Source organism: Curtobacterium sp. YR515 (genome assembly GCF_900113095.1).
Classification (GTDB): Bacteria; Actinomycetota; Actinomycetes; order Actinomycetales; family Microbacteriaceae; genus Curtobacterium.
In genome coordinates, this window is sequence record NZ_FOOD01000005.1 from 183,301 (window position 1) to 207,837 (window position 24,537).

At 71.1% G+C, this 24,537-nt stretch carries 22 protein-coding genes, 2 tRNA genes and 1 pseudogene; 4 read left to right on the forward strand and 21 right to left on the reverse strand.

What is annotated here, in order from left to right; translation table 11 throughout:
- Window positions 1-48 precede the first annotated feature (48 nt).
- Together BM028_RS15085 and BM028_RS15090 are read left to right on the forward strand one after the other, a co-directional pair.
- The gene (locus BM028_RS15085) at window positions 49-297 is read left to right on the forward strand and encodes an acyl carrier protein (RefSeq protein ID WP_022903951.1); all 249 of its coding nucleotides are present in this window, start codon (window positions 49-51) and stop codon (window positions 295-297) included.
- A gap of 201 nt (window positions 298-498) precedes the next feature.
- Complete coding sequence (locus tag BM028_RS15090; RefSeq protein WP_070418717.1) at window positions 499-1,743, forward strand: beta-ketoacyl-[acyl-carrier-protein] synthase family protein; 1,245 nt, start codon at window positions 499-501, stop codon at window positions 1,741-1,743.
- Window positions 1,744-2,060: 317 nt separating this feature from the next.
- On the opposite strand, the gene BM028_RS15095 is transcribed toward BM028_RS15090, so the two are convergent.
- The 6 genes from BM028_RS15095 to BM028_RS15120 all read right to left on the reverse strand — a co-directional run bounded on the left by BM028_RS15095 (window position 2,061) and on the right by BM028_RS15120 (window position 7,022).
- Complete coding sequence (locus BM028_RS15095) at window positions 2,061-2,561, reverse strand: DUF3145 domain-containing protein (protein WP_071294840.1); 501 nt, start codon at window positions 2,559-2,561, stop codon at window positions 2,061-2,063.
- Between the two features lie 147 nt (window positions 2,562-2,708).
- Window positions 2,709-3,509: a DUF1684 domain-containing protein gene (locus tag BM028_RS15100; protein WP_092387559.1), complete on the reverse strand. Its 801-nt coding sequence runs from the start codon at window positions 3,507-3,509 to the stop codon at window positions 2,709-2,711.
- Window positions 3,506-4,642 carry an AI-2E family transporter gene (locus BM028_RS15105; protein ID WP_229085312.1) on the reverse strand — a complete coding sequence of 379 codons (1,137 nt, stop codon included), beginning with the start codon at window positions 4,640-4,642 and terminating at the stop codon, window positions 3,506-3,508. The genes BM028_RS15100 and BM028_RS15105 overlap by 4 nt, the downstream gene beginning before the upstream one ends.
- A gap of 55 nt (window positions 4,643-4,697) precedes the next feature.
- A tRNA-Ile gene (locus tag BM028_RS15110) sits at window positions 4,698-4,772 on the reverse strand.
- Window positions 4,773-4,785: 13 nt separating this feature from the next.
- Complete coding sequence (locus BM028_RS15115; protein WP_071294838.1) at window positions 4,786-5,997, reverse strand: glycosyltransferase; 1,212 nt, start codon at window positions 5,995-5,997, stop codon at window positions 4,786-4,788.
- Window positions 5,998-6,110: 113 nt separating this feature from the next.
- Window positions 6,111-7,022: a DMT family transporter gene (locus BM028_RS15120; RefSeq protein WP_175473624.1), complete on the reverse strand. Its 912-nt coding sequence runs from the start codon at window positions 7,020-7,022 to the stop codon at window positions 6,111-6,113.
- A 39-nt stretch (window positions 7,023-7,061) separates the two neighbouring features.
- On the opposite strand from BM028_RS15120, the gene def reads away from it, so the two are divergent.
- On the forward strand, window positions 7,062-7,637 hold the full coding sequence (def, locus tag BM028_RS15125; protein WP_071294837.1) for a peptide deformylase: 576 nt from the start codon (window positions 7,062-7,064) through the stop codon (window positions 7,635-7,637).
- A 68-nt stretch (window positions 7,638-7,705) separates the two neighbouring features.
- Here the strand turns inward: def and BM028_RS15130 are convergent, their stop codons facing one another.
- The 12 genes and pseudogenes from BM028_RS15130 to dusB all read right to left on the reverse strand — a co-directional run bounded on the left by BM028_RS15130 (window position 7,706) and on the right by dusB (window position 21,513).
- Window positions 7,706-8,194: a hypothetical protein gene (locus BM028_RS15130; RefSeq protein ID WP_070418713.1), complete on the reverse strand. Its 489-nt coding sequence runs from the start codon at window positions 8,192-8,194 to the stop codon at window positions 7,706-7,708.
- An 89-nt stretch (window positions 8,195-8,283) separates the two neighbouring features.
- Window positions 8,284-8,356 (reverse strand) — tRNA-Asn (locus tag BM028_RS15135).
- Window positions 8,357-8,456: 100 nt separating this feature from the next.
- Window positions 8,457-9,482 (reverse strand): D-isomer specific 2-hydroxyacid dehydrogenase family protein, encoded by a 1,026-nt coding sequence (locus tag BM028_RS15140; RefSeq protein WP_092387561.1) that lies wholly within the window; start codon window positions 9,480-9,482, stop codon window positions 8,457-8,459.
- Entirely contained in the window at window positions 9,479-10,411 is a 933-nt protein-coding gene (locus BM028_RS15145; RefSeq protein ID WP_070418712.1) for an ATP-binding cassette domain-containing protein, read from the reverse strand. Before BM028_RS15145 ends, BM028_RS15140 begins: the two co-directional genes overlap by 4 nt.
- A 148-nt stretch (window positions 10,412-10,559) precedes the next feature.
- A complete protein-coding gene (locus BM028_RS15150) occupies window positions 10,560-12,296 on the reverse strand; it encodes an ABC transporter ATP-binding protein (RefSeq protein WP_254789622.1) in 1,737 nt (578 codons plus the stop codon).
- A complete protein-coding gene (locus BM028_RS15155) occupies window positions 12,293-13,288 on the reverse strand; it encodes an ABC transporter permease (RefSeq protein WP_070418711.1) in 996 nt (331 codons plus the stop codon). The genes BM028_RS15150 and BM028_RS15155 overlap by 4 nt, the downstream gene beginning before the upstream one ends.
- Window positions 13,289-13,290: 2 nt before the next feature.
- Window positions 13,291-13,956, reverse strand: coding sequence for an ABC transporter permease (locus BM028_RS18920; protein WP_374115159.1), 666 nt, complete (start codon window positions 13,954-13,956; stop codon window positions 13,291-13,293).
- A gap of 183 nt (window positions 13,957-14,139) precedes the next feature.
- Window positions 14,140-14,397 (reverse strand): annotated as a pseudogene (locus BM028_RS18925) (ABC transporter permease); the annotation flags it as partial.
- Window positions 14,398-14,481: 84 nt separating this feature from the next.
- Window positions 14,482-16,098 carry an ABC transporter substrate-binding protein gene (locus BM028_RS15165; RefSeq protein WP_092387565.1) on the reverse strand — a complete coding sequence of 539 codons (1,617 nt, stop codon included), beginning with the start codon at window positions 16,096-16,098 and terminating at the stop codon, window positions 14,482-14,484.
- A gap of 877 nt (window positions 16,099-16,975) precedes the next feature.
- Complete coding sequence (gene dnaG, locus BM028_RS15170) at window positions 16,976-18,904, reverse strand: DNA primase (protein WP_092387567.1); 1,929 nt, start codon at window positions 18,902-18,904, stop codon at window positions 16,976-16,978.
- A 150-nt stretch (window positions 18,905-19,054) separates the two neighbouring features.
- Window positions 19,055-20,344: a deoxyguanosinetriphosphate triphosphohydrolase gene (locus BM028_RS15175; RefSeq protein ID WP_092387569.1), complete on the reverse strand. Its 1,290-nt coding sequence runs from the start codon at window positions 20,342-20,344 to the stop codon at window positions 19,055-19,057.
- Complete coding sequence (gene dusB / locus BM028_RS15180) at window positions 20,341-21,513, reverse strand: tRNA dihydrouridine synthase DusB (RefSeq protein WP_070418707.1); 1,173 nt, start codon at window positions 21,511-21,513, stop codon at window positions 20,341-20,343. Before dusB ends, BM028_RS15175 begins: the two co-directional genes overlap by 4 nt.
- Before the next feature lie 47 nt (window positions 21,514-21,560).
- Between dusB and BM028_RS15185 the strand changes: the two genes are divergently transcribed.
- Window positions 21,561-22,043 (forward strand): aminoacyl-tRNA deacylase, encoded by a 483-nt coding sequence (locus tag BM028_RS15185; protein WP_070418706.1) that lies wholly within the window; start codon window positions 21,561-21,563, stop codon window positions 22,041-22,043.
- A 7-nt stretch (window positions 22,044-22,050) separates the two neighbouring features.
- Here BM028_RS15185 and BM028_RS18600 read toward each other — a convergent pair whose 3' ends face one another.
- The 3 genes from BM028_RS18600 to BM028_RS15195 all read right to left on the reverse strand — a co-directional run bounded on the left by BM028_RS18600 (window position 22,051) and on the right by BM028_RS15195 (window position 24,486).
- Window positions 22,051-22,221: a hypothetical protein gene (locus BM028_RS18600; protein ID WP_175496095.1), complete on the reverse strand. Its 171-nt coding sequence runs from the start codon at window positions 22,219-22,221 to the stop codon at window positions 22,051-22,053.
- A complete protein-coding gene (locus tag BM028_RS15190; RefSeq protein ID WP_092387571.1) occupies window positions 22,218-22,952 on the reverse strand; it encodes a DsbA family oxidoreductase in 735 nt (244 codons plus the stop codon). Before BM028_RS15190 ends, BM028_RS18600 begins: the two co-directional genes overlap by 4 nt.
- A gap of 148 nt (window positions 22,953-23,100) precedes the next feature.
- Window positions 23,101-24,486 (reverse strand): glycine--tRNA ligase, encoded by a 1,386-nt coding sequence (locus tag BM028_RS15195; RefSeq protein ID WP_071294830.1) that lies wholly within the window; start codon window positions 24,484-24,486, stop codon window positions 23,101-23,103.
- Window positions 24,487-24,537: the final 51 nt, after the last annotated feature.

The following is a 24,537-nucleotide window of genomic DNA, read 5'->3' on the forward strand; positions in this document are numbered from 1 at the left end:
CCCTAGGCTGGTCCACGGTCAAACGACACCCCCTCAAGGAGAATCCCCATGGCCCTGTCCAACGAAGAAGTCCTCGCCGGCCTGGCCGAGCTGATCAACGACGAGACCGGCATCGCGACCGACACCGTCGCGGCCGACAAGTCGTTCACCGACGACCTCGACATCGACTCGATCTCGATGATGACCATCGTCGTCAACGCCGAAGAGAAGTTCGACGTCAAGATCCCCGACGAAGAGGTCAAGAACCTCAAGACCGTCGGCGACGCCGTCGACTACATCGTCAAGGCCCAGGCCTGACGCGAGCTTCCTGAGCGCCGCGGCCCCGGCGGACCGACCGCGGGCCGCGGCGCTCATCTCGTCCACCGGACCGACCCTCGTCGGTCCACACAGGTCCGGCGTTCGTCGGGCCGCCCCGGTCCGGCGTTCGTCGGTCCGCCCCGGCTCCGTCCGGCACCGCCACGAGCGGTCGGACGTCCTCACGAAAGAACACGTCGTTCCATGACCAACAAGACCGTCGTCGTCACCGGGATCGGTGCGATCACGCCCCTCGCCGCGACCGCCCCGGACACGTGGGACGCGCTGCTCGCCGGCACGTCCGGCATCACCCGCATCGAGGACCCGCGCTACGCCGAGCTCGAGCTCCCCGTCGAGTTCGCCGGCCAGGCGCGCCGGTTCCTCACCGACCAGCTCACCCGCCCCGAGTCGAAGCGCCTCGACCCCTCGTCGCAGCTGTCGCTCGTCGCCGCGCGCGAAGCCTGGGCCGACGCCGGCATCGACGCCGAGACCGTCGTCCCCGAGCGCCTCATCGTCGACTGGGCCACTGGCATCGGCGGCGTCAACACCCTGCTCGACGCGTGGGACACCCTGCGTGAGAAGGGCCCCCGTCGCGTCCTGCCGATGACGGTCCCGATGCTCATGGCGAACGGCCCGGCCGCCGCCATCGAGATGGAGTTCGGCGCCCGCGGCGGCGCCCGCACCTACCTCTCGGCGTGCGCGTCCTCGACCGAGTCCCTCGCCGAGGCCTACCGCCACGTCGCCACCGGCGAGGCCGACATCGTCATCACCGGCGGCGCCGAGGCCGCCCTGCACCCGCTGCCCCTCGCGGCGTTCGCGTCGATGCAGGCGCTCTCCCGCCGCAACGACTCCCCCCAGACCGCATCGCGTCCGTACGACGTCACGCGCGACGGCTTCGTGCTCGCGGACGGCGCCGCGGCGCTCATCCTCGAGACCAAGGAGCACGCCGAGGCCCGCGGCGCGACGATCTACGCCGAGGTCGCCGGCGCCGGCATCACCTCGGACGCGTTCCACATCACCGCGCCGGACCCCGAGGGCAGCGCTGCCGCCCGTGCCGTCCTGCAGGCGCTCGAGCACGCCGGTGCCGCGCGCGAGGACGTCGTCCACGTCAACGCGCACGCCACCTCGACCCCGGTGGGCGACGTCGCCGAGTACCACGCCATGCGCCGCGTGTTCGGCGACCACCTCGACAACGTCGTGGTGTCCGCCACGAAGGCGTCGACGGGGCACCTCCTCGGTGGTGCCGGTGCGATCGAGGCCGCGTTCACGGCCCTCGCGCTGCACAACCGCGTCGCGCCGCCGACGATCAACCTCACCCAGCAGGACCCGGAGATCGTGATGGACGTCGCCACGGCGCCGCGCGAGCTCCCGCAGGGCGATCTGCTCGCGGTGAGCAACTCGTTCGGGTTCGGTGGGCACAACGCCGTGGTCGCGTTCCGGAGCGTCTGAGTCCGGTCCGTCGGGCCCGTCGGGCCCGTCGGGTCCGTCCGTCGGTCCTGGAGGCCCGTCCCGCGTCGTCGGGGCGGGCCTCCGTCCGTCCCTGGCCCGGTCCACCGCCGCGAAAGCGACAGTCTGGCGGCTCGCCCCCACGTCGCTGCCGCCGAAGCGACGGTCTGCCGCCGCAACGGGGCGGCAGACCGTCGCTTTCGCGAAGCGGCGCCGGCCGCCCCGGCAGCGGCTACGTCACGTCGGAGGGCGCGACCCGCGGCCGGACGCACGAACGCCGCCCCGAGGGGCGGCGTCCGTGACGGAGGATCGGGCGCGACTCAGCCGACGCGGTGCAGCCAGACGACCGGGTTGCCCTCGGCGGCGTGGCGGAATGGTTCGAGTTCGTCGTCCCACGCCTGACCCAGGGCGAGTCGGAGCTCGCGGTGGAGTTCGAGGGCGTTGCTCCCCGCCACCTCCATCGCGTAGCGGACGCGGTCCTCGGGGACGACCATGTTGCCGGTGACGTCGGTCTGCGCGTAGAACACCCCGAGGTCGGGCGTGTGCATCCAGCGGCCGCCGTCCGACTCGGAGGTGGGTTCCTCGGTGACCTCGTACCGGAGGTGCTCCCAGCCGCGCAGGGCCGAGGCGATCGCCGCACCCGTGCCGACGGAACCGGTCCAGGTGAACTCGGTCCGACGGGCGCCGTCCTGTGCGGGCTGGTCGAGCCACGAGAAGTTCACGGCACGGCTCATGGCGCGACCTGCCGCCCATTCGACGTGCGGGCAGAGCGCGCGTGGTGAGGAGTGCACGTAGAGCACCCCGGTGGTCGTTCCGTTCACGATTCCTCCGATTCGTCAGGTGCGACTTCCCCATCGACCTGAACTGGAGGTTCTCGTTTCGGAACCATCGATATCCGATTGTGATGTCCTTGCGGACACGCCCATTATGCAGGCTGCGCGCTGGGAACACCAGGCACCGCGACAGAGTCAGTGGAAGACGTGCCCCGACGCGTCGAGCGGGTGCCGCTCCCCCGCGGTGACCGGCACCGGGATCCGGTTCTCGGCGGGCGGGATCGGGCAGGCGAACTGGTACGAGAACGCGCACGGCGGCAGGACGAGGAGGTTCCAGTCCAGCTCGACGTCGGCAGCGACACCGGGGTCGTCGAGGTACAGGAACCGGCCCATCGAGTAGGTGCTGCCGGGATCGTCCTCGGGCAGGGCGCTCGTGGCGTCCTGCACGATGAGCTGCAGCCGCGCGGCGCCTCGGAAGGCCGCGGAGCGGACCGCCACCAACCGGACGGCCGATCCGCCCAGGGTGGTCTCGACGTGTCCGGCGACCTCGAGCGGATCGCCGGCTGCGTCGACGACGCTCGCCGCGCCTCCTGGGACACCCGGCGTGTACCTGCCGGACGTGACCCACGCGGCGGAGTGGTCGAACCGGGCGATGCGTGCGAAGCGGGCGATCGCGTCGGACGCCGGGTCCCACACGCGGAGCGTGCCGCGGGAGACGGTGCCGGCGAGGCCGTCCGGGAAGGCGACGACCGACGGGACGACCGCCTCGTCGCCGGCGACGAGCACGGTGCCGTCCACCGGGTCGCCGTCGACGACCACCCCGTCACCCGCGTCGGCGGTGACCGTGAGGCCGCCGGGTGCCGGTGCCCACTGCCCCGGGACCGGCCACACGGGCTGGGCAAGGTCGACACGCTGGGCGTTCACGAGCGCGAGCGGACCCCGAGGGCTGGTCGCCCAGCGGTCACGGTCGGCGACGTGCTCGTCGAAGGCGGTCACGACTGCTCTTGGCGGGGGTAGATGACCTTCTGGACGATGATGATCACCGACGCGGCGACCGGCAGCGCCACGAGAGCGCCGAGCACCCCGCCGATGGTCCCGCCAGCGACCGCTGCGATGACGACGAGGGCGCCGGGGACCTGCACGGCACGCGACATGATCCGCGGCGAGATCACGTACGCCTCGACCTGCATGTACACGAGGTAGTAGATCGCGGCGGCGAGGGCCGTCGCGGGCGAAGCGAACAGGCACAGCAGCGAGATGACGATGGCCGACGCGAGCGTCCCCACGAGCGGGATGAGCGACCCGAGGAACGCGAACGAGGCCAGCAGCACGGGCAGCGGAGCACCGATGATGAGCAGGAACACCAGGCTGAGGATGCCGTTGATGAGCGCCTGGGAGATCTGCCCGACGACGTAGCGGCCGACCGCCTGGGTGATCTGCTCGCTGACGTCGATGAAGTTCTCGCGACGGGACGCCGGCACGAAGCGGTAGGTCATCGACTTCATGCCGCGCATCGACGCGAGGAAGTACAGCATCAGGATGATGACGATGACGGCGCCCGTGAGACCGGTCAGGATCCCGCTGCCGACCGCGAGGATCCCGCCGCCGAGGCTCAGCAGGTTGCCGGGGTTCTCGACGAAGGACTGCACGGACTGCAGCGCGTGGTCGATGTCGAACGAACCCGACAGCTGGTCGGAGAGGTTCTGCACCCACTCCTGCCTCGAGATGTCCTGCACGATGTCGGGGAAGTTCTGGATGAGGTTCGTCGCCTGCTGCACGAGGATCGGCACGACCGCGAACACCACCCCGGCGAACGCGGCGAGGACACCGACGACCACGACGGTGATCGCCACCCAGCGCGGCACGAACCGTTCGAGGAAGGACACCAGCGGGTCGATGCCGAGCGCCAGGAACAGCGCGACGCCGACGTAGACGAGCACGGTGGAGAGCTCGTTGACGATCGCCCCCGCGACGACGGCGACGAGCACGCCGAGCGCACCCATGAAGCCGATCCGGAAGGCGTTCACGCGCACGCCGGTGCCACCACGGGTCACCTCGAACGTCACGTTGGGCGTCGGGCTGTGGTCGTCCTGTTGCTGCTGCGTGTCGCGCTTCCTCGGGAGGTGCACGCGGGGCGGGTGCGGTCGCTTGCTGTTGCTCGAACCCGCGTCGGCTTTTGACATGTAGGGCGGGCGGGACTTGAACCCGCGAATCGTTCGGTTATGAGCCGACTGCCTTGACCAGCTTGGCTACCGCCCCGTGCCGGGGACCGTCAGGCCACCGGTTCCCCACGATACAGCGACTCGAACGTCGAGAGCGTGCGGTTGATGTCGTGCGCCTCGATCATCGCCAGGCTGCGGTCGCGCATCGTGACGTAGTCCTCGTCCGACGCGGTCAGCACCGCCGTGAGCTTCGCCGCGAGGTCGTGCTCGTCGCCGGGGGTGAACAGGTACCCGTTGCCGTCGATGAGGTGCGGGAGCGCCATCGAGTCCGCCGCGACGACGGGGAGGCCGGAGGCCATGCCCTCGAGCGAGGCGATGCTCTGCAGCTCGGCGGTGGAGGGCATCGCGAACACGGTCGAGTTGGTGAGCGCCTGCTGCTTGACCTCGTCCGAGACGAAGCCGAGGAACCGGACGCGGTCCTCGAGCCCGAGCTCCTTCGCCTGCTGCCGGAGCTTGGGGATCATCTCGCCGTCGCCGACGATCGTCAGCGTGGCTCCGAGCTCGGACGGCAGCAGCGCGAGGGCCTTCACGAGGACGTCGAGGTTCTTCTCGGGTGCGACCCGACCGACGAAGACGATGTCGTTGCCCGCAGGCCGCCCCTCGCGCGCGACGTACCGGGTGGCGTCGATCCCACACGAGATCGCCAGGACCCGCTGCCCGGCGATGGCCCGGCGCAGGTAGTCGGCGGCGAGGTTCGTCGGGGTCGTGATCGCGTCGGCGAGCCGGTAGGTCTTGGCGGCGTCGTTCCAGGCGATCTTCACGGCGATCGGCACCGTGCGCTTGCCGAACGGCGTGTACTCGAGGAGGTTCTCGGGCATGAAGTGGTTCGTGGCGATCACCCGGATGCCGCGCGCGTGCGCCTCGGGCACCATGCCCCGGCCGACGACGACGTGCGACTGGATGTGCAGGACGTCGGGCTGGAACGCGTCGAGGATCGGGGCGGTCCACTTCTTCACGCTCCACGGCCACACGAAGCGCAGCCACGCGTGCAGCGGCCACTTGTAGGACTTCAGGCGGTGCACGACGAGGGTCACACCGTGGAGCTCCTCGTCGAAGGTGCCGTAGTGGCGGCTCGCCGCCGGGGCGACGATCTGGACCTCGTGCCCGCGTTCGGCGAGGCCGACGGCGAGCTGCTCGGCGAAGGTCGCGGCTCCGTTGACGTCGGGTGCGAAGGTGTCCGCTGCGATGAGGACGCGCAGCGGTCGTCGACCGCCCGTCGCACCCGTCGGTCCGGCGGTGGCGGTGGTGGCGTCGTCTGACACGGCTGGCGTCGTCCTCTCGTGGGCGATTGCTGGTCGTTCGACGACGCTACCGCACGCCGCTCGGGCAGCGCGTCCGCCTCGCGGTGGACTCCGTCACCCCGCGGGACGACGGCTCAGGAGCGGGTCTGCGGGTGGTGCTTGGCGAGGAGGAACACCCCGGTGATCGCGATCGCGGCGGCGACGACGAAGCCGAAGACGGCGAAGACCGGGGCGCCGGCGGCCTCGCCGAGGACGATCACCCCGATGCCGACGGCGACGATCGGGTCGATGACCGTCAGCCCGGCGATGACGAGGTCGGCCGACCCGCTCGAGTACGCGTTCTGCACGAAGTACCCGCCCAGCGAGGCGGCGACGACCACCCCGACGATCGCGAGCACGGTCAGCCAGTCGAACGTGCCGTTCACGAACCGGTTGAGCACGACCTTGGCCAGCGTCGCGACGAACCCGTAGAGGACGCCGGCGCCGACGATGTAGTACAGCGCGTTCTTGTGCTTCGCGACGAGGCGGAACGACACCAGCACGAGCACCAGCACGACGGCCAGGATCACGAGCACGGTGACGAGCTGTCGGCTCGTGATCGCGCTCTCGTGCCCGACGAAGGCCGCGATGCCGACGAAGATGCCGACGCCGACGATGCACGTCCAGACGGCCCGCCGTGCCCGACGGCCGAGCGGGACCCCGGAGGACCGCGACGAGAACCAGGTCGTGATCACGAGGGCCACGGCGCCGAGCGGCTGCACGACGATGAGCGGCGCGTACGTGATGCTCACCAGCTGCAGCACCACGGCGATGCCGAGCATGAGCGTGCCGAGCACCCAGTAGCCACTCGAGACCAGCCCGACGACGTGCCGGACGCTGAGGCCCTTCGACTGCCGACCGAGCCGCGCTTCCACCCGCTGCACCCCGCGGCTCTGGAACTGCGCCCCCAGTGAGAGGAAGACCGCCCCGATGAGCGCGACGGGGATCATGAGCGCCTGGAACGGCGTGAGGTTCACCGCGTCGGGCAGCTGGAGGTCCGTCGTCACGCGTCGAGGCTACCGTTCCCCGCCGGATAACCTGGGTGAATGGCCGTTCTCCCGATCCGCATCACCGGCGAACCCGTCCTGCACGAGCGTGCAGCCGAGGTCACCGACTTCGACGACGACCTGCGATCGCTGGTCGCCGACATGTTCGAGACGATGGACCTCGCACCCGGGGTCGGACTGGCCGGCCCGCAGGTCGGCGTCGGCAAGCGGCTGTTCGTGTACTCATGGACCGATGATGACGAGGTCCTGCACCGCGGCGTCGCGGTGAACCCCGTCCTGTGGACGACCCCCGCCGTTCCCGAGGCTGTGGAGGAGCTCGACGAGGACGAGGAATCCGAGGGCTGCCTCTCGGTGCCGGGTGAACGGTTCCCACTCCGCCGCTCCGAGGGCGCGCTGCTCCGTGCCGTCGACGAGCACGGCACGCCGTTCGAGGTCGAGGCCCACGGCTGGCTCGCCCGCATCTTCCAGCACGAGTACGACCACCTCGACGGGTACCTCTACGCGGACCGGCTCGTGCACCCGTACGGCAAGCAGGTCGCGAAGGCCATCAGGAAGAACAGCTGGGGCGGGCCGGGCAAGTCCTGGCTGCCCGGGCGCGACCACCCCGAGGGCTGACGGCGGCGGACCGCGTCGGCCCCGGCCCGGTCAGCGGGGACGCAAGGCGAGTGCCCAGGAGGCGCGGCTCACCCCCGCCAGGCAGCGATCGCGTCCCGCAGGTGCTCGGTCTCCGGGTGCCCCGGGCAGTACTCGAGCAGACCGGCCGCGACGTGCGCCTCGGCCGACGAGTCGACGGAGGCCGCCCACGGCCCGGTCCCCCGCACCGCGCAGGTGGTCGCGAGTTCCTCGAGCGTGGCGTCCCCCTCGGCGGCGTCGACCGCGGAGCGCTGCTGCGTCGACATCTCGGTGCCGGTGATCCGCTGCGCCCGGCAGTCGGTGCGCTCGTCGTCCCACACGGCGGAGTAGGTCGTGTACGTCTCGGAGCGGTCCGACGTCCCCACGTCGCAGACGAACGCGAAGACGATCGGTGCCGTGCCGGACACCGCGACGCCCGAGGTGGCGGTGGTGTCGAGCGAGTCGCCCGGCTCGGACTCCGCGCCGGTCGTGCACCCCACGAGGCCGATCGCCGCGGCCGCGACGACGCCCGCGGCGAGGGCTCGGCGCACGGTGATCACCTGTGAACGCTAACAGCTTCCGGCCATGCGTCCGCTGCGAGCTCCGACGCCACGCAAAAGGCCCCCACCCGAAGGTGAGGGCCCTGCTGCTCCCCGAGTTGGACTCGAACCAACAACCTGCCGGTTAACAGCCGGCTGCTCTGCCAATTGAGCTATCGAGGATCACTGTCCGCTGGCGAATGTCGTGCGAACAACGGGTAACAGCATAGCAGCACCCGGGAGCGACCCCGCGCATCCGCCACGCATCCCGGGCGTGCCGCGCTCAGTACCCCGCGACCGGGTCCACCACGCCGACGAAGCCCTCGCCTGCCCCGCCGAGGAACGCCACGGTGTTCACCCGCACGCGCTCGGCCAGCAGCGGCGCCACCATCTCCGGCGTGTCGGCCTGGTGCGGCGTGATGATCGCGTCCGGCTCGTCCCAGAGCGGGTGCCCGTCGGGCAACGGCTCCGGGTCGGTGACGTCGAGTCCGGCCGCCGCGATCGCACCGCTGCGCAGGGCGTCCACGAGCGCGGAGGTGTCGACCAGTCCCCCACGCGCGATGTTCACGAGCCGTGCCGACGGCTTCATGATCGCGAACTGCGCGGGCCCGAACAGCTTCGCGGTCCCCGAGGTCATCGCCGCGGCGATCATGACCACGTCGGCATCGGGCAGGACGTCGTCGAGCTGGTCGGTCGTGACGGTCCGGTCCGCCCCGGGAACCGGCGAGGACGACCGGCGCACCACGGTGACCGAGACCTCGAACGGCGCGAGCAGGCGGATGTACTCCAGCGCGATGCCACCGGCGCCGATGACGACCACGTTCCGGCCGTAGAGCGAGACACCCTCGGGCTCGGTCGCCCAGGACCGCGCACGGGCGCGCTTCTGCAGCACCCGCAGCGTCCCGAGCGTCAGCGCGAGGGCGTGCTCCGCGACGGGCTCGGCGTACGCGCCCTTGGCCGAGGTGAACAGCACGCGGTCGCCGTGCGACGCGATCAACGAGGCGAATGCGTCGACGCCGGCGAACGGTAGCTGGACCCAGCCGATGGACGGTGCGCCGTCGAGCGCGTCGGCGAGTCCCGCGGGATCGCGAGGGTCGAGCCACACGAGTCCGGCGGTGTCCGCCCCGAGCGGAGCGACGGTCCCACCGGCTGCGGCGACGGCGTCCTCGTGGAGGGCGGTGCCGTCCCCGTCGGGCAGGATCGCGATCGGGCCGGCGGTCGGCGGGGCGACCGGCAGTTCGGCACCCGCGTCGGTCACGACGGCCCGGTGCCCGCGCACCCCCGTCGACGAAGACGTACCCGCGCTCATGCGTTCTCCTGCCGCTCCGCGCGCGGACCGGTGCCGGCGGCGACCGGCCGACGCGGCGCCGAGGACCGACGGGGTGCGGCAGACGCCGGCTGCCGACGCTTCACCGGACGGGCCGCCGTCGACGCGAGCGTCTTGACGTAGGGGTCGACGGGGTTGTCGAGGACCTCGTCGAAGGTGCCGAGGCCGACGAGCCGGCTCTCGGCCATGATCGCCACCCGGTCGGCCAGTGCCCGGGCCTCTCGCAGGTCGCTCGACACCACGACCGCCGAGAACTGCCGGTTCCGCTGCAGGGTCGCCAGCGCCTCGAGCACCGACTGCCGCACGAGCACGTCGACTCCGCGGGCGGGTTCGTCGGCGACGAGCAGCTGGGGCTCGAGCACGAGCGCCTTCGCGAGGGCGACGCGCTGCCGCTGCCCGCTCGAGAGCTCCCACGTGTTGAGCCGCATCACCCCGAGCGGCAGGTGCACGGCGTCGACCAGGCGGGCGACGATGAGGCCGGCCTCCTTCCGGTCGAACCGGCGGTCACGGGCGTAGATCGGTTCCGCGATGGCCTCGCCGACGGTGAGGTCCGGGCTGAGCCGGTCCGCGCCGTCCTGCGGCAGGTAGCCGATGCGGCCGCTCAGCCGCTCGAGCTTGCGGGACGTCGGTCGGAGCCCACGCGTCTTCTGCCCGAGCACCGTGAGTTCGCCCCCGACGATGTGCCGACGGTGGGCACCGTCGCCCTCGCCGGTGGTGCCGAGCTGGCCGGCGATCGCCGCGGCGAACGTCGACTTGCCGGACCCGGACTCGCCGAGCACGGCCAGGATCTCCCCCTGACGCACCGTGAGGCTCACGCCGTCGACGGCCCGGATCGCATCCGTCCCCCGTCCGCTCCGGTACTCGATCGACACGTCGTCCGCGACGACCGCCGGTCCGTTGACCGCGATCATGGGTCCCCTTCCACGCCGCCCCCTGGCGGCGGTTCGCGACGGACCGGGCTGCACCGACCGTCGTGCGTGTTGCGGTGGAGGTGACCGCCCAGGAGGCGCGGCGTGCGTCGTCGACGTCAGCCGCGCCTCCGGGAGTGGTCGCGTCGGGTCAGGACCCGGCGTTCTCCAGTTCCACCAGCGTACGCCGTCGCTCCGCCTGTTCCGCCGGATCCGGCACCGGGAGTGACGCCAGCAGACGCTGCGTGTACGGGTGCTGCGGCGAGCCGAGGACCTCGGCCGTGGTGCCCGTCTCGACCAGGTCGCCGCGGTAGAGCACGGCGATCCGGTCGGAGAGCGCGCCGACCACGGCGAGGTCGTGGCTGATGAACAGCGACGCGAACCCGAGGTCCTGCTGCAGCTCGAGGAACAGCTCGAGCACGCGCGCCTGGACGGACACGTCGAGCGCACTCGTCGGCTCGTCGGCGATGAGGAGCTTCGGTCGGAGCGCGAGCGACCGCGCGAGTGACGCGCGCTGCCGCTGCCCGCCGGACAGCTCGTGCGGGTACCGGTCGCCGTAGGCCGCCGGGAGCTGCACGGCCTCGAGCAGTTCGCCGACACGCTTCCGGGCGGCACGCGGGCTCGACACCTCGCCGTGCACGACGAGCGGTTCGGCGACGCACTCCGAGATCGTGAGCAGCGGGTTGAACGAGGTCGCCGGGTCCTGGAAGACGAACCCGATGTCCTTGCGGTGCCGCTTGAAGTCGCGTTCGCGGTACCCGAGCATCTCGGTGCCGAGCACCTCGAGCGAGCCGCCGGTGATCTTCGTCAGGCCGGCGATCGCGCGGCCGATGGTCGTCTTGCCGGAGCCGGACTCCCCCACGAGGCCGAGGACCTCGCCGGGACGGATGTCGAGGTCGACGCCCTTGACCGCCTTGAACGCGTGCGACCCGAGCCGGCCCGGGTACTCGATCTCGAGCCCGCGTGCGCGGACGAGCGGCTCGACGTCGTCACTGATCGCGGCACGGCGCGCGACCCCGGTGGAGGCCTCGAGCCGGGGCACGGCGGCGAGCAGGCGCTTCGTGTAGTCGGCCTGCGGCGCCGCGAACAGCTCAGCGACCGGGGCCTCTTCGACGACCTCGCCCTGGTACATCACGGCGACGCGGTCGGCCAGGTCGGCGACGACGCCCATGTTGTGCGTGATGATGACGATCGCCGCGCCGAACTCGTCGCGGCACCGGCGGAGCAGGTCGAGGATCTCCGCCTGGACCGTCACGTCGAGGGCGGTGGTCGGCTCGTCGGCGATGATCACCGACGGTTCGAGGGCGAGCGCGCTCGCGATCACGACGCGCTGCTTCTGGCCGCCGGAGAACTGGTGCGGGTAGTGGTCGACCCGGGTCTCGGGATCGGGGATGCCGACGCGGCGGAGGTAGTCGATCGCCTTCGCGCGGGCCTCCTTCGCGGAGACGCCGCCGTGGGCCCGGAGCCCCTCGGCGATCTGCCACCCGACCGTGAAGACCGGGTTCAGCGCCGTGGAGGGCTCCTGGAACACCATCGCGCCCGCGGTGCCGCGCAGGCTCCGGAGCTTCTGCGCACCGACCGTCACGACGTCCGTGCCGTCGAGGAACACCGCACCGCCGAGCGTCGCCGTCTCCGGCATGAGGCGCAGGATGCTCCGCGCCGTGACGGACTTGCCCGAGCCGGACTCGCCGACGAGGGCGAGGACCTCGCCGGGGCGGACGTCGATGCTGACGCCCTTGACCGCGTCGACGGCACCGCCGTCGGTCGCGAAGGTGACGGTCAGGTCGTCGACGACGACGACCGGTTCCGTCGTGGTGTCGCCGGCCTGGAGGCGCGTGGAGGCGCGGGACTGGTTGGTCGCGCCGGACTGGTTGGTCGCGTCCGTCATGCGGTCGCCCCTTCCGTGCTGGCCGTCTGCTTGCGGGACACCAGCTGCTTGAGCCGGCGTCGCGCACGCAGACGCGGGTCGGAGATGTCGTTGAGGCTCTCGCCGATGAACGTCACGCCGAGGACGAGCACCACGATCGCGACACCCGGGAAGACGCCGGTCCACCAGACGCCGCTCGCGACGTCGGACAGCGCACGGCTGAGGTCGTAGCCCCACTCCGCGCCGCTGGTCGGGCCGATGCCGAAGCCCAGGAACCCGAGACCCGCGAGTGTCAGGATCGCGTCGCTCGCGTTCAGCGTGAGGATCAGCGGGAGGGATCGCGTCGAGTTCCGCAGCACGTGCCGGGTCATGATCCGCCACGGGTTCGTGCCCATCACCCGCGCGGACTCGACGAACGCCTCGTTCTTGAGCCGCACGGCCTCGGCGCGGACGACCCGGAAGTACTGCGGGACGTACACGACCGTGATCGAGATCGCCGCGGCGATGATGCCGCCCGAGTAGCTCGAGTTGCCGCCGGAGATGACGATCGACACCACGATGGCGAGGAGCAGCGAGGGGAACGCGTAGATCGCGTCCGCCACGACGACGAGGATCCGGTCGAGCCAGCCGCCGATGTAGCCGGAGACCATGCCGAGCAGGACGCCGATGATGATCGACACGACGACGGCCACGATGACCACGAGCACCGCGGTCCGGGCGCCGTAGACGACGCGACTGAAGACGTCGAAGCCGCCGACGGTCGTGCCCCAGATGTGCGTGGCGCTCGGTGCACCGGTGCGCGGGAAGCTCTGCCCGTCGGCGCCCTGCAGCTGGCCGAAGCCGTACGGGGCGATGAGGGGCGCGGCGATCGCGACGAGGAGGTACAGCGCGCAGATGACCACGCCGGTGATGAGCATGGCGCGCTGCCAGCCGGTGCTCCGACGGAGCTGCAGCACGACGGGCAGCCGCTTCCAGAGCGGCTCGTGGCGGTCGACGAGGGAGGTGTCAGCCATCTCTAGAACCTCACTCTCGGGTCGATGAGGGCCGCGACGACGTCCACGATGAAGTTCGTCACCGCGACGATCACCGCGAGCATCGCGACGATGCCCTGGACCGCGACGAAGTCGCGGGCCGACAGGTACTGGTTGAGCTCGAAGCCGAGCCCGCGCCACCCGAAGGTGGTCTCGGTGAGGACGGAACCGCCCAGGAGCATGGCGATCTGGAGTCCCATCACCGTGATGATCGGCACGAGGGCGGGACGGAACGCGTGCGTGCGGACGAGCCGCGCCTCCCGAACGCCGCGCGAGCGGGCCGCGTCGACGTACTCGGAACCGAGCGTCCCGATCATGTTCGCGCGCACCAGGCGCAGGAAGATGCCGGCGGTGAGGAGCCCCAGGGTCAGTGCCGGCAGGACGGCGTGCGCCAGCACGTCCCCGATGATCTGGGCGTTGCCGGTGCGCAGGGCGTCGATGAGGTAGATGCCCGTCGCGCCCTGGATGTTGTCGAGGACGAGCGACACCCGCGTGGACGCGCGGTCGCCGAGCGGCAGCCAGCCGAGCCACACCGAGAAGACGAGCTTGAGCAGCAGGCCGCCGAAGAACACCGGGGTCGCGTAGGTGAGGATCGCGAGCGCGCGGAACAGGACGTCCGGCCACTTGTCGCGCATGTACGCGGCGAGCATGCCGAGCGGGATGCCGAGCAGCAGCGCGACGATGAGCGCGTAGAAGACGAGCTCGGCGGTCGCGCCGCCGTACGTGACGATGATCTCGGTGATCGGCCGGTTGTCGGTGGCCGTCGTGCCGAAGTCGCCGCGGACGATGTTGCCGAGGTACTCGATGTACTGGACGAAGACCGGGCGGTCGTAGCCCGCGGCGTGCAGGCGTTCCTGCAGCTGGGACGGCGTGAGTCGGCCGCCGACCGATGCGGTGATCGGGTTCCCGATGACGCGCATCAGGAAGAACACGAGCGTCACCAGGATGAAGACGGTCGGGAAGATGAGGAGGAACCGGACGAGGACGTACCGGCCGAGTCCGCCGCCGCTGCTCTTGGCACTGCGCTGTGCCTCGGGCTTGGTGGGGTCGGTGGCCAGTTCCGAGCTCGCCTCTGGGGTGCTGAGGGTCACGGGGACGGGTGCCTTTCGGTGCCGTTGGGGACGCGGTCACGGGGGCGCTCCTCGTGGGAACGCCCCCGTGGACCGGAGCCGGGCTTACTTGGAGAGGGTCGCGTACCGGAACTTGTACGAGGAGTCGAGGGTCAGGCCCTTGACGTCCTTGGCCGCGACGGCGACCGACTTGCCCTGCAGCAGCGGCAGCGTCGAGATCTGCGTCGCCTCACGCTCCTGCGCCTGCTCGATGAGGTCCGCGCGCTTGTCCTTGTCGGACTCCTGCTGCTCCTCGGAGATGAGCTGCTGGATCGTCGGGTCGTCGTAGTGGTTCTGCACGAAGTTGTCCTTCGTGAAGAACGGCGACAGGTAGTTGTCGGCGTCCGAGAAGTCCGGGAACCAGCCGAGCTGGTACACCGGGTAGGCGTCCTTCGTGCGCTCCTGTGCGTAGGTCGTGTAGACCGTCGACTGGATGTTCACGGTGAACAGGCCGGAGTTCTCGAGCTGGGTCTTGAGCTCGGCGTACTCGTCGTCCGACGTCGAACCGTAGTGGTCCGGGGCGTACTGGATGTCGAGCTGCACCTTGCCGGTGACGCCCGCCTTCGACAGGGTCTCCTTCGCCTTGTCGACGTCCGCGCCGCCGTCGCCGTCGCCGTAGAGCTCCTCGAAGGGCTTCGCGGCACCGGTGAGGCCGTCCGGCACCATCGAGTAGAGCGGCGAGTAGGTGTCGTTGTAGACGTCCTTGGCGAGCTTCTCGCGGTCGACGACGTCCGCCACGGCCTGGCGCACGGCCAGGGCTTTCGTCTCGTCGGCGTCCGACTGCTTCGCGCCGAACGGCTGCGTGTTGAAGTTGAAGACCAGGTAGCGGATCTCGCCGCCGGGGCCGTCGGTGACCTTCACCTTGTCGTCCTTGCGGAGGTCGGCGATGTCGGTCGGCGTCAGCGAGCGGTAGGCGACGTCGACGTCGCCCTTCTGGACGGCGAGCTTGAGGTCGGTCTCCTTGGTGTAGTAGCTCGCCGTGACCTCGTCGGTCTTCGGCTTGCCCAGGAGGCCGTCGTAGTTCTTGTTCGCCTTGTACTGGATCGTGTCGTTCTCCTTGTAGGAGCTGATCGAGTACTGCCCGGCGAACGCCTTGCCCTTGACGATGTCCGCAGCCGGCGTGAGCTTGTCGGCCGAGAAGACCTGCTCGTCGACGATCGGGCCGGCGGGGCTGGAGAGCACCTGCGGCCAGGTCTGGTCGGCGTGGTCGAGGTTGAACACGACCGTCGTGTCGTCCGGCGTGTCGATGCTCTTGAGGTTGGCGAGCAGGGACTGTGGCCCGTTCTCGTTGTTGATCTTCAGCTCGCGCTCGAACGAGAACTTCACGTCGCTCGACGTGAGGTCGTTCCCGTTCGCGAACTTCAGGCCCTTCTTGAGCGTCACCGTGTACGTGGTGTCGTTCGTGAACTCGCCCTTGGTCGCGATGTCCGGCTTGACGTCGGGGCTGCCCACCGGCGTGTTCATCAGGAACGGGAAGACCTGGTTCTGCACGGCGAACGAGCCGTTGTCGTACGAGCCCGCCGGGTCGAGCGACGTGATCTTGTCGGTCGTCCCGATGCTGATGCCGTTCAGGGCGGTGTCGCTCACGCTGCTGCTCGCGCAGCCGCTGAGCACCAGCGCCGTCGCTGCCACTCCGGCGCCGAGCGCGATGCCGCGCTTGCCCCACTTGGTCACGGATGCCATGTCCGATGCCTCTCTTGGTGATGAATGCAAGGGTCCTGGGCCGGAGGTGGATCGACTGTGTGCCCGGCCAGGAACGCTCATTGCTATCACCCTGTCACGGAACTGCACGAACCGAGGGAGATTTGTTTACACCGCTGTAATGCACGGTCGCGTCGCGTGTTGCATCATCCGTGCGTGTCCGCGCGGCGCGTCGCGCAGGATTGTTGCGCGGTGCAACGCGGGGCTCTGCCGGCCCGGCCGGCGCCCCGGCGCCCCGGCGCGCGAGCGGGCGATGTCCGCACCGCTCGCGCCCGGCATCCGGCGCATTCCGCCCGCTCGAGGTCGCCGGCGGCGGTTCGCCGGGTTCGCCGGGTTCGCCGGGTCGCGAGCGGGCGATGTACGGACCCCTCACGCGCGGCTTGCGGCATGTTCCGCCCGCTCGGCGAGCCGCACGCGGCGCGTCCCGCCCGCTCGGCATCCCGGCCTGCGACGGCGCCGGCCGGCAGCGCCGAGGTCGCACGAAGTGCCGCCCCCGAGCCGCCCGGCCGGCCGTTCGTGCGACCTCGGCGACATGCACGCGGCGCGTCGTGCGACCTCGCCACCCTGGAGGCGCGACGCCCGTCCGCACCGCATCCCCCGGCGGCGCTCCGGTCACGTCCACCGCGCGAGAGCGCGCGTCGTGCGCGTGGCCGGCCCCTGGGCCGAGGTCGCACGAAGTGCCGCTCCGAGCGCTACCGAACGGCCATTCGTGCGACCTCGGCGACACGCACGCGGCGTGTCGTGGGACCTCGGCGAGCGACCCCGGGCGAACAACCCCGCGCGAACGACCCCGCGCGGGCGACCACGGGCGACCACGGGCGTCCGACCGCACGGCAGCCAGGTGGGCGCCGCGACCCGCCTACGAGTTCGCCGCCGCCTCGGCGTCCGCGCGCAACCGCATCCGCTGCGCGTCGATGTCCACGAGCTGCCGCTGGATCTCCGCCCGCCGATCGGCCTGCTCCGTCGGGTCCGCCCGCTGCAACTGCCCGAGCAGCGATGCCTTCCGCGCGAGCAGGTCCCGCTCCACCAGCGCGACGACGATGCTCCGCGCGTAGATGGCCAGGTCCTCGTCGGTGCGGGCCGGGATCGGTGCGAGCGCGAGCTCCTGAACGAGGCCACGGAACGGCCCCGGCACGTCCTGCAGCAACCGTTCGAGCCAGTCCCCGGCGCCGATCGCGTCGACGTTCGCCACGACGGCGTCCCGCACGACGGACAGCATCGGCGCCGAGAAGGTCGCGGCCGCCGCCAACCCGAGGAGCGGCGCGCCGACGTGCCCGGGCTGCTGCACCATCGCCATCACGGCGTCGCGCTCCATGCGGGTGATCGGGTCGCTCGGCAGGAGTCGGAGCCCGGCCACGGGCTCGTCCGGAACGGCGACCGCCTCGCCACCGGAGCCGGCGTGCGTGGTTGGAGCCGCGCCTCCTGAGCGGTGGTCGGTCGTCGACGCGCCCGCGCGCTGCCGGGCGTTCTCGACCGCGCGACGCACCTCGGGGATGTCGAGGCCGAGCCACTTGGCGGTCTCGCGCGTGTACGCCGTCGCGAGCGTCCGGTCGCGGATGCCCGCGACGACCGGTGCGGCGTCGCGGAGGCCGGCGACGCGCCCCTCGGCCGTCTCGATGTCGTGCGCGGCGAGCCGGCGACGGATGATGAACTCGAACATCGGGCGCTTCGTCTCGATGAGGCGGGTGACCGCGGCGTCACCCCGCGCCAGCCGGAGGTCGCACGGGTCGAGCCCGCCCGGCGCGACCGCGACGTAGGTCTGCGAGGCGAAGCGGCTCTCTTCCGCGAACGCCCGCGAGGCAGCGCGCTGCCCGGCCTCGTCCGGGTCGAACGTGAAGACGATGTTGCCGAGCTGCGAGAGGTCGCGGCTGGCCGAGTCGCCGAGCATCGGCCGGAGCACCTTGATGTGGTCGACGCCGAACGACGTGCCACAGGTGGCGACCGCGGTGGTGATGCCGGCGAGGTGACACGCCATGACGTCGGTGTACCCCTCGACGATCACGACCTGCTTCTGCTTCGAGATGTCGCGCCGGGCGAGGTCGAGCCCGTAGAGCACCTGGCTCTTGTGGTAGATCGGGGTCTCGGGCGTGTTGAGGTACTTGGGGCCCTTGTCGTCCTCGAGCAGCCGCCGCGCACCGAAGCCGATCGTCGCCCCGGTGACGTCGCGGATCGGCCACATGAGGCGCCCGCGGAACCGGTCGTACGGCGACCGGTCGCCCTGGCTGACGAGTCCGGCGGAGACGATCTCCTCGAGCGTGAACCCGCGACCGCGCAGGTGGTCCCGCAGCGCGTCGTACGACTTCGGGGCGAAGCCGACGCCGAAGTGCTGCGCCGCCGCGGGGTCGAACCCGCGCTCACCGAGGAACTGCCGGGCCGGCTCCGCCGCCGCCGTCGTGAGCTGCGCGGTGTAGAACTGCTGCGCCGCCTCGTTCGCGGCGATGAGCCGCGCGCGGGCGTTGTAGTCGGTGCGGGGGCCGTCGCCCTCTTCGTAGTGGAGCGTGAAGCCGATCTTCGCGGCCATCCGCTCGACGGCTTCCTGGAAGGTCGTGTGGTCCTGCTTGATGACGAAGTCGAAGACGTCGCCGTCCTCGCCGCAGCCGAAGCAGTGGTACCGCCCGACCTGGGGACGGACGTGGAACGACGGGGAGCGTTCGTCGTGGAAGGGGCAGAGGCCCTTCAACGAGCCCACCCCGGCGGACTTCAGGGTCACGTAGTCGCCGACGACGTCGGCGATGTTGACACGCGAGCGGACCTCGTCGATGTCGTTCCGCGCGATCCTCCCAGCCACCCCTCGATCCTAGTTCGTGCGACCGACGTCGGCCGACCGTCACGAGACCTGTGGACAACGGCCAGGAGGCGCGGCTCGGCCCCGCCCCGCCGGCGCCGCCCCGCCGCGGGTCGCGGCCAGGGCGCAGCGCACGTGACCCGGGCCCGACCGTCAGACCGGGATGTGCACCGTCTCGCGGTCCCCGACCACGAGCCGCTTGTGCCACGCCAGCGCGCCCTGGTCGGTCAGGCTCGCCACCTGGTCGACCACGGCCCGCAACCGCCCGGCGTCGTCGGACGCAGCACGCCAGTCCGCTGCGAAGCCCGGCTCGAGGTCGGCGCTGCCGCTCGCCGCGAGGGCGTCGAGGAGCTCGGTCAGGATCCGCCGCTGGTCCTCGTACACGGGCTGCCGATCGCCCTGCGTCATGACGAACGCCGCGACGATGCCCTTCAGCACGGCGATCTCGCCGATGATCTCGGGCGGGGTCACGACCGACGCCGCGAAGCGCACGAGGGAGCCCGATGCGTAGGACTCCCGCGTCGCCGCGGTCGCCGTCCGCGCGAACCGACCGATCAGCTGCGAGGTGAGGTTCTTCAGCCGTGCCAGGTCTCGTCGCGACCCGTCGTAGGAGGTCATCCACAGCGGCAGCGAGCGGAGCCGGTCGAACGCCTCGAGCAGCTCGTCGCGGCTGAGGTCCGAGCCGACCCAGGCGTGCATGGCGGACACGATGTCGTTCTCGCCGACGCGGTCGCCCAGGGCAGCGACGTCGATGAAGCCCGCGACGACGGCGTCCTCGAAGTCGTGCACCGAGTACGCGATGTCGTCCGACAGGTCCATGACCTGCGCCTCGATGCAGCGCTGCCGACGGGGAGCCCCGGCACGGAGCCACTCGAACGCGTCGTGGTCATCGTCGTAGAAGCCGAACTTGGTGCGGCCGGACGACGCCTCGGACACGCCCTGGGCTGCCGGCCACGGGTACTTGCAGCTGGCGTCGAGCGATGCCCGCGTGAGGTTCAGCCCGTACGGACGGTGGTCCTCGGGCTCGGCGCCGTACACCTTCGGCTCGAGCCGGGTGAGCAGCCGCAGCGTCTGCGCGTTCCCCTCGAACCCGCCGATGCCCGCCGCCCACGCGTTCACGGCCGTCTCGCCGTTGTGGCCGAACGGCGGGTGCCCGATGTCGTGCGCGAGGCAGGCGGTGTCCACGACGTCGGGGTCGAGGCCGAGCGAGTCGGCGAGCTCGCGGCCGACCTGGGCGACCTCGAGCGAGTGCGTCAGGCGGTTCCGGGCGAAGTCGAGCCCGGTCGTCGGACTGAGCACCTGGGTCTTCGCGGCGAGCCGTCGCAGCGCGCTCGAGTGCAGGAGCCGGGCGCGGTCACGGGCGAAGTCGGACCGACGGTTGCTGTGGGTCTCGGGCAGCCAGCGTTCGGCGTCGGCCGGCCCGTACGAACTCGTGGCGCTCATCCGCCGCTGTGGTGCAGCTCGGCGGCGGCGAGGACCTTGCGGAACTCGCTGTCGACGTCGCGCGACTCGAGCCAGCGGTCGGGCAGGGCGGTGCGCTTCGGGTGGCCCGCACGACCTCGGGGCCCCTCGGCGTCGGCACCGGGGTACGGAGCGTCGTGGTCGAGCTGCCCGAGCAGGTCGTCGATCTCCTGCAGGCTGGACGCCATCGCGAGCCCGGACCGGACGTCGCCGCCGATCGGGTACCCCTTGAAGTACCAGGCGACGTGCTTCCGGACGTCGCGGCAGCCGTGCTCCTCGCTGCCGAAGAACTCGACGAGCAGTTCGGCGTGCCGCTTGAACGCCACCGCCACCTCGCCGAGGGACGGCATGTAGCGCAACCCCTCGCCGCGGAACGCCGCCGCGAGGTCACCGAACAGCCACGGCCGGCCGAGGCACCCGCGCCCGACGACGACGCCGTCCGCCCCGGTCTCGTCGACCATGCGGAGTGCGTCGGCAGCGGACCAGATGTCGCCGTTGCCGAGCACCGGGATGTCGGTGATGGTCTCCTTCAGCGTCGCGATCGCCGACCAGTCCGCGTGGCCCGAGTAGTGCTCGTTGGCGGTGCGGGCGTGCAGGGAGACGGCCGCGACGCCGGCGTCCCGCGCGATGCGGGCGGCGTCGAGGTACGTGAGGTGGTCGCCGTCGATGCCCTTGCGCATCTTCACGGTGACGGGGACGTCCCCGGCGGCACGGACCGTCTTCGTGACGAGTTCCTTGAAGAGGTCGAGCTTCCAGGGCAGGGCCGCTCCCCCGCCCTTGCGCGTGACCTTCGGCACGGGGCACCCGAAGTTGAGGTCGATGTGGTCGGCACGGTCCTCGCCCACGAGGATCGTCGCCGCCTCGGCCACCGTGTTCGGCTCGACGCCGTACAGCTGGATCGACCGCGGGGTCTCGGACTCGTGGTGCTGGATGAGCTGCATCGACACGGGGGTCCGTTCGACGAGCGCGCGCGAGGTGATCATCTCGCACACGTACAAGCCGGCGCCGTACTCGCGGCAGAGCCGGCGGTAGGCCATGTTCGTGATGCCCGCCATCGGCGCGAGCACGACCGGCACGTCGACCTCGATGGGGCCGATGCGCAAGGGCTTCGCCGGACGGGTCGCCGTCCCGGGTGCGTCAGTGATCGTCATACGTCTCCCATCTTCCCACGTCGGTGCGCGCCGGTAGCGTTCTCCACATGACGACCGACGCCATCACCAGGTTCGACGCCGATGCACGGGCCCGAGGGCTCCGGGTCGACGTGGTCGAGCGCCCCGCCGCGGACTCCCTGCACGGGGCAGCCGCACTGCTCGGCATCGAGCCCGGCGACATCGTGAAGACCCTCGTCGTGAAGCGGCACGACGGCGGCTTCCTGCTCGCCCTCGTGCCCGGCGGCCGTGCCATCGCCTGGAAGAAGCTCCGCACCGTCGTCGGCGTCAACAAGCTCTCGATGCCCGACGCCGCCACCGCGCTCGAGGCCTCGGGCTACGAACGCGGCACCATCACGCCCATCGGCGCGACGGGCGACCTGCCGGTCTACGCCGACGAGCGGATCGTCGGACGCCGGGTCGCCCTCGGCGCCGGTCGGCACGGCGCGAGCGCCTTCGTCGACGCCGACGACCTGGTCGCGGCCTACGGCGCGACGGTCGCCGACATCACCGACGAGGAGCCCGTCCGCTAGCACCCGCTCAGTCGGGGACCTCGGTCCAGACGCCCTCGGCGCCGGGCACGAAGCACGAGTCGCCGTCGCAGACCGGCGCACCGCCGGGCGTGACGAGCGTGAGCAGGGCGGGTCGCGCCTCCTGGCCGTCGGACTGGAGGCGCGGCTCGGCCGAGCCGTCGACGCGGACGTCCGTCATCGGGTCGCCTCCGCGTCTGCTGCCGCGTCCTCGGCGGACCGCTGCTCGGCCTCGGCGACGTCCGACGGGGTCGTCCCGCGGAGGGCGACGACCTGCGTCAGCACCTGCTCGAACGCAGCCGGGTCCTGCGCGCCGGAGACGCCGTACTTGCCGTCGATGACGAAGAACGGGACGCCGTTGATGCCGTACGCCTGCGCCTGCGCCTGGTCGGCGCGGACGGCCGCGAGCTGCGAGTCGTCGCAGAGCGTGGCGCGGACCTCGTCCGGGTCGAGGCCGACCTCGGCCGCGAGGGACGCCAGCGACTCGTCCTGACCGACGTGCTCACCACGCTCGAAGTAGGCGGCGAAGAGGCGCTCGACCATCTCGAGCTGCTTGCCCTGCTCCTTCGCCAGGTGGATGACCTGGTGCGCCTTCACCGTGTTGGTGTGGTGCATCGACTCGAAGTCGTAGTCGAGGCCGACGCTCGCGGCGATGCCGGAGACCTGGTCGAGCATCTGCTGCGCTTGCTCGACGGGCATGCCCTTGTGGCCGGAGAGGAACTCGGCCTCGGTGCCCTCGAAGTCCACGGGGGTGTCGGGGCTGAGCTCGAAGGAGTGGTACTCGACCTCGACCGGGGCGCCGTTCGGGGTCGAGGCGAAGGCGGCGACGCCGGCCTCGAACTTCCGCTTGCCGATGTAGCACCAGGGGCAGGCGATGTCCGACCAGACATCGACCTTCACAGAGTCGTTCATGCTGGTCGCAACCGGGGCCGCCGCAGCCGCATTCCCGCGCTGCCGGGCGCGGCGGGCGCGGCGCACAACCAAAAGCACCCCGCGCCGCGCATCAGCGTGGTTCGGGGTGCTTTTGGTTGTGCGAACGGCCGCGCCGGCCGCGCCGCGCCTACGCGCCGAGCAACCGCGCCGCGAGGTACCCCTGCAGCTGGTCGAGCGCCACCCGCTCCTGCGACATCGTGTCGCGCTCGCGCACCGTCACGGCCTTGTCCTCGAGCGTGTCGAAGTCCACCGTGATGCAGAACGGCGTGCCGATCTCGTCGTGGCGACGGTAGCGACGGCCGATCGCCCCCGCGTCGTCGAAGTCCACGTTCCAGTACTTGCGCAGGTCGTCCGCGAGGCCGCGCGCCACCGGCGACAGCTGCTCGTTGCGGGACAGCGGCAGGACGGCGGCCTTGACCGGAGCGAGCCGCGGGTCGAGCCGCAGGACCGTGCGCTTGTCGACGCCGCCCTTCGCGTTCGGCGCCTCGTCCTCGTGGTAGGCGTCGAGCAGGAACGCCATGAGCGCGCGGGTCAGACCGAACGACGGCTCGATGACGTACGGCACGTACTTCTCGTTCGCGGCCTGGTCGAAGTACCGGAGGTCCTTGCCGGAGGACTCGATGTGGTTGTTCAGGTCGAAGTCCGTGCGGTTCGCGACACCCATGAGCTCGCCCCACTCGGTGCCCGCGAACCCGAAGCGGTACTCGATGTCGGCGGTGGCGTCGGAGTAGTGCGCGCGTTCCCCGTCCGGGACGTCGAAGCGCCGCAGGTTCTCCGGGTCGATGCCGAGGTCGGTGAAGAACGCGACCGAGTCGGCGATCCACTGCTCGTAGTGCTCCTGCGCGGAGGCCGGCGGCACGAAGTACTCGATCTCCATCTGCTCGAACTCGCGCGTCCGGAAGATGAAGTTGCCGGGCGTGATCTCGTTGCGGAAGGCCTTGCCGACCTGGCCGATGCCGAACGGGGGCTTCATGCGGCTGGTCGTCACGACCTGCGCGAAGTCCACGAAGATGCCCTGCGCGGTCTCGGGGCGGAGGAAGTTCAGGCCCTCTTCCGACTCGACCGGGCCGAGGTAGGTCTTGAGCATGCCGGAGAACTCGCGCGGCTCGGTCCACTGGCCGCGGGTACCGCAGTTCGGGCACGCGATCTCGGCCATGCCACCCTCGGGCTGCCGGTCCTTCTTCGCCACGAACGCCTCGATGAGGTGGTCTTCGCGGAACCGGTGGTGGCAGTGCAGGCACTCGACGAGCGGGTCGGTGAACGTCGCGACGTGCCCGGACGCCTCCCACACCTTGCGCGGCAGGATCACGGCCGAGTCGAGGCCGACCATGTCACCGCGGCCGCGGACGAACCGCTGCCACCACTGCCGCTTGATGTTCTCCTTCAGCTCGACGCCGAGGGGCCCGTAGTCCCACGCGGAGCGCGATCCGCCGTAGATCTCCCCCGACTGGAAGACGAAGCCACGGCCCTTGGCCAGGGCGATGACGCTGTCGAGACGGGAGGACTGTGCCACGGGATGCTCCAGAGGTCGCCGAGCTGGGTGCCCGGTTCGGAAACGTACCGG

Excerpts from the sequence above, each read along its gene's own strand:
- BM028_RS15085 (WP_022903951.1), top strand. The coding sequence starts at position 49 with ATGGCCCTGTCCAACGAAGAAGTCCTCGCCGGCCTGGCCGAGCTGATC.
- BM028_RS15090 (WP_070418717.1), top strand. The coding sequence starts at position 499 with ATGACCAACAAGACCGTCGTCGTCACCGGGATCGGTGCGATCACGCCC.
- def (WP_071294837.1), top strand. The coding sequence starts at position 7,062 with ATGGCCGTTCTCCCGATCCGCATCACCGGCGAACCCGTCCTGCACGAG.
- BM028_RS15140 (WP_092387561.1), bottom strand. The coding sequence starts at position 9,482 with ATGAGCGCGGGTACGTCTTCGTCGACGGGGGTGCGCGGGCACCGGGCC.
- BM028_RS15145 (WP_070418712.1), bottom strand. The coding sequence starts at position 10,411 with ATGATCGCGGTCAACGGACCGGCGGTCGTCGCGGACGACGTGTCGATC.
- BM028_RS15150 (WP_254789622.1), bottom strand. The coding sequence starts at position 12,296 with ATGACGGACGCGACCAACCAGTCCGGCGCGACCAACCAGTCCCGCGCC.
- BM028_RS15155 (WP_070418711.1), bottom strand. The coding sequence starts at position 13,288 with ATGGCTGACACCTCCCTCGTCGACCGCCACGAGCCGCTCTGGAAGCGG.
- BM028_RS18920 (WP_374115159.1), bottom strand. The coding sequence starts at position 13,956 with ATGCTCGCCGCGTACATGCGCGACAAGTGGCCGGACGTCCTGTTCCGC.
- BM028_RS15165 (WP_092387565.1), bottom strand. The coding sequence starts at position 16,098 with ATGGCATCCGTGACCAAGTGGGGCAAGCGCGGCATCGCGCTCGGCGCC.
- BM028_RS15175 (WP_092387569.1), bottom strand. The coding sequence starts at position 20,344 with ATGAGCGCCACGAGTTCGTACGGGCCGGCCGACGCCGAACGCTGGCTG.
- dusB (WP_070418707.1), bottom strand. The coding sequence starts at position 21,513 with ATGACGATCACTGACGCACCCGGGACGGCGACCCGTCCGGCGAAGCCC.
- BM028_RS15185 (WP_070418706.1), top strand. The coding sequence starts at position 21,561 with ATGACGACCGACGCCATCACCAGGTTCGACGCCGATGCACGGGCCCGA.
- BM028_RS18600 (WP_175496095.1), bottom strand. The coding sequence starts at position 22,221 with ATGACGGACGTCCGCGTCGACGGCTCGGCCGAGCCGCGCCTCCAGTCC.
- BM028_RS15190 (WP_092387571.1), bottom strand. The coding sequence starts at position 22,952 with ATGAACGACTCTGTGAAGGTCGATGTCTGGTCGGACATCGCCTGCCCC.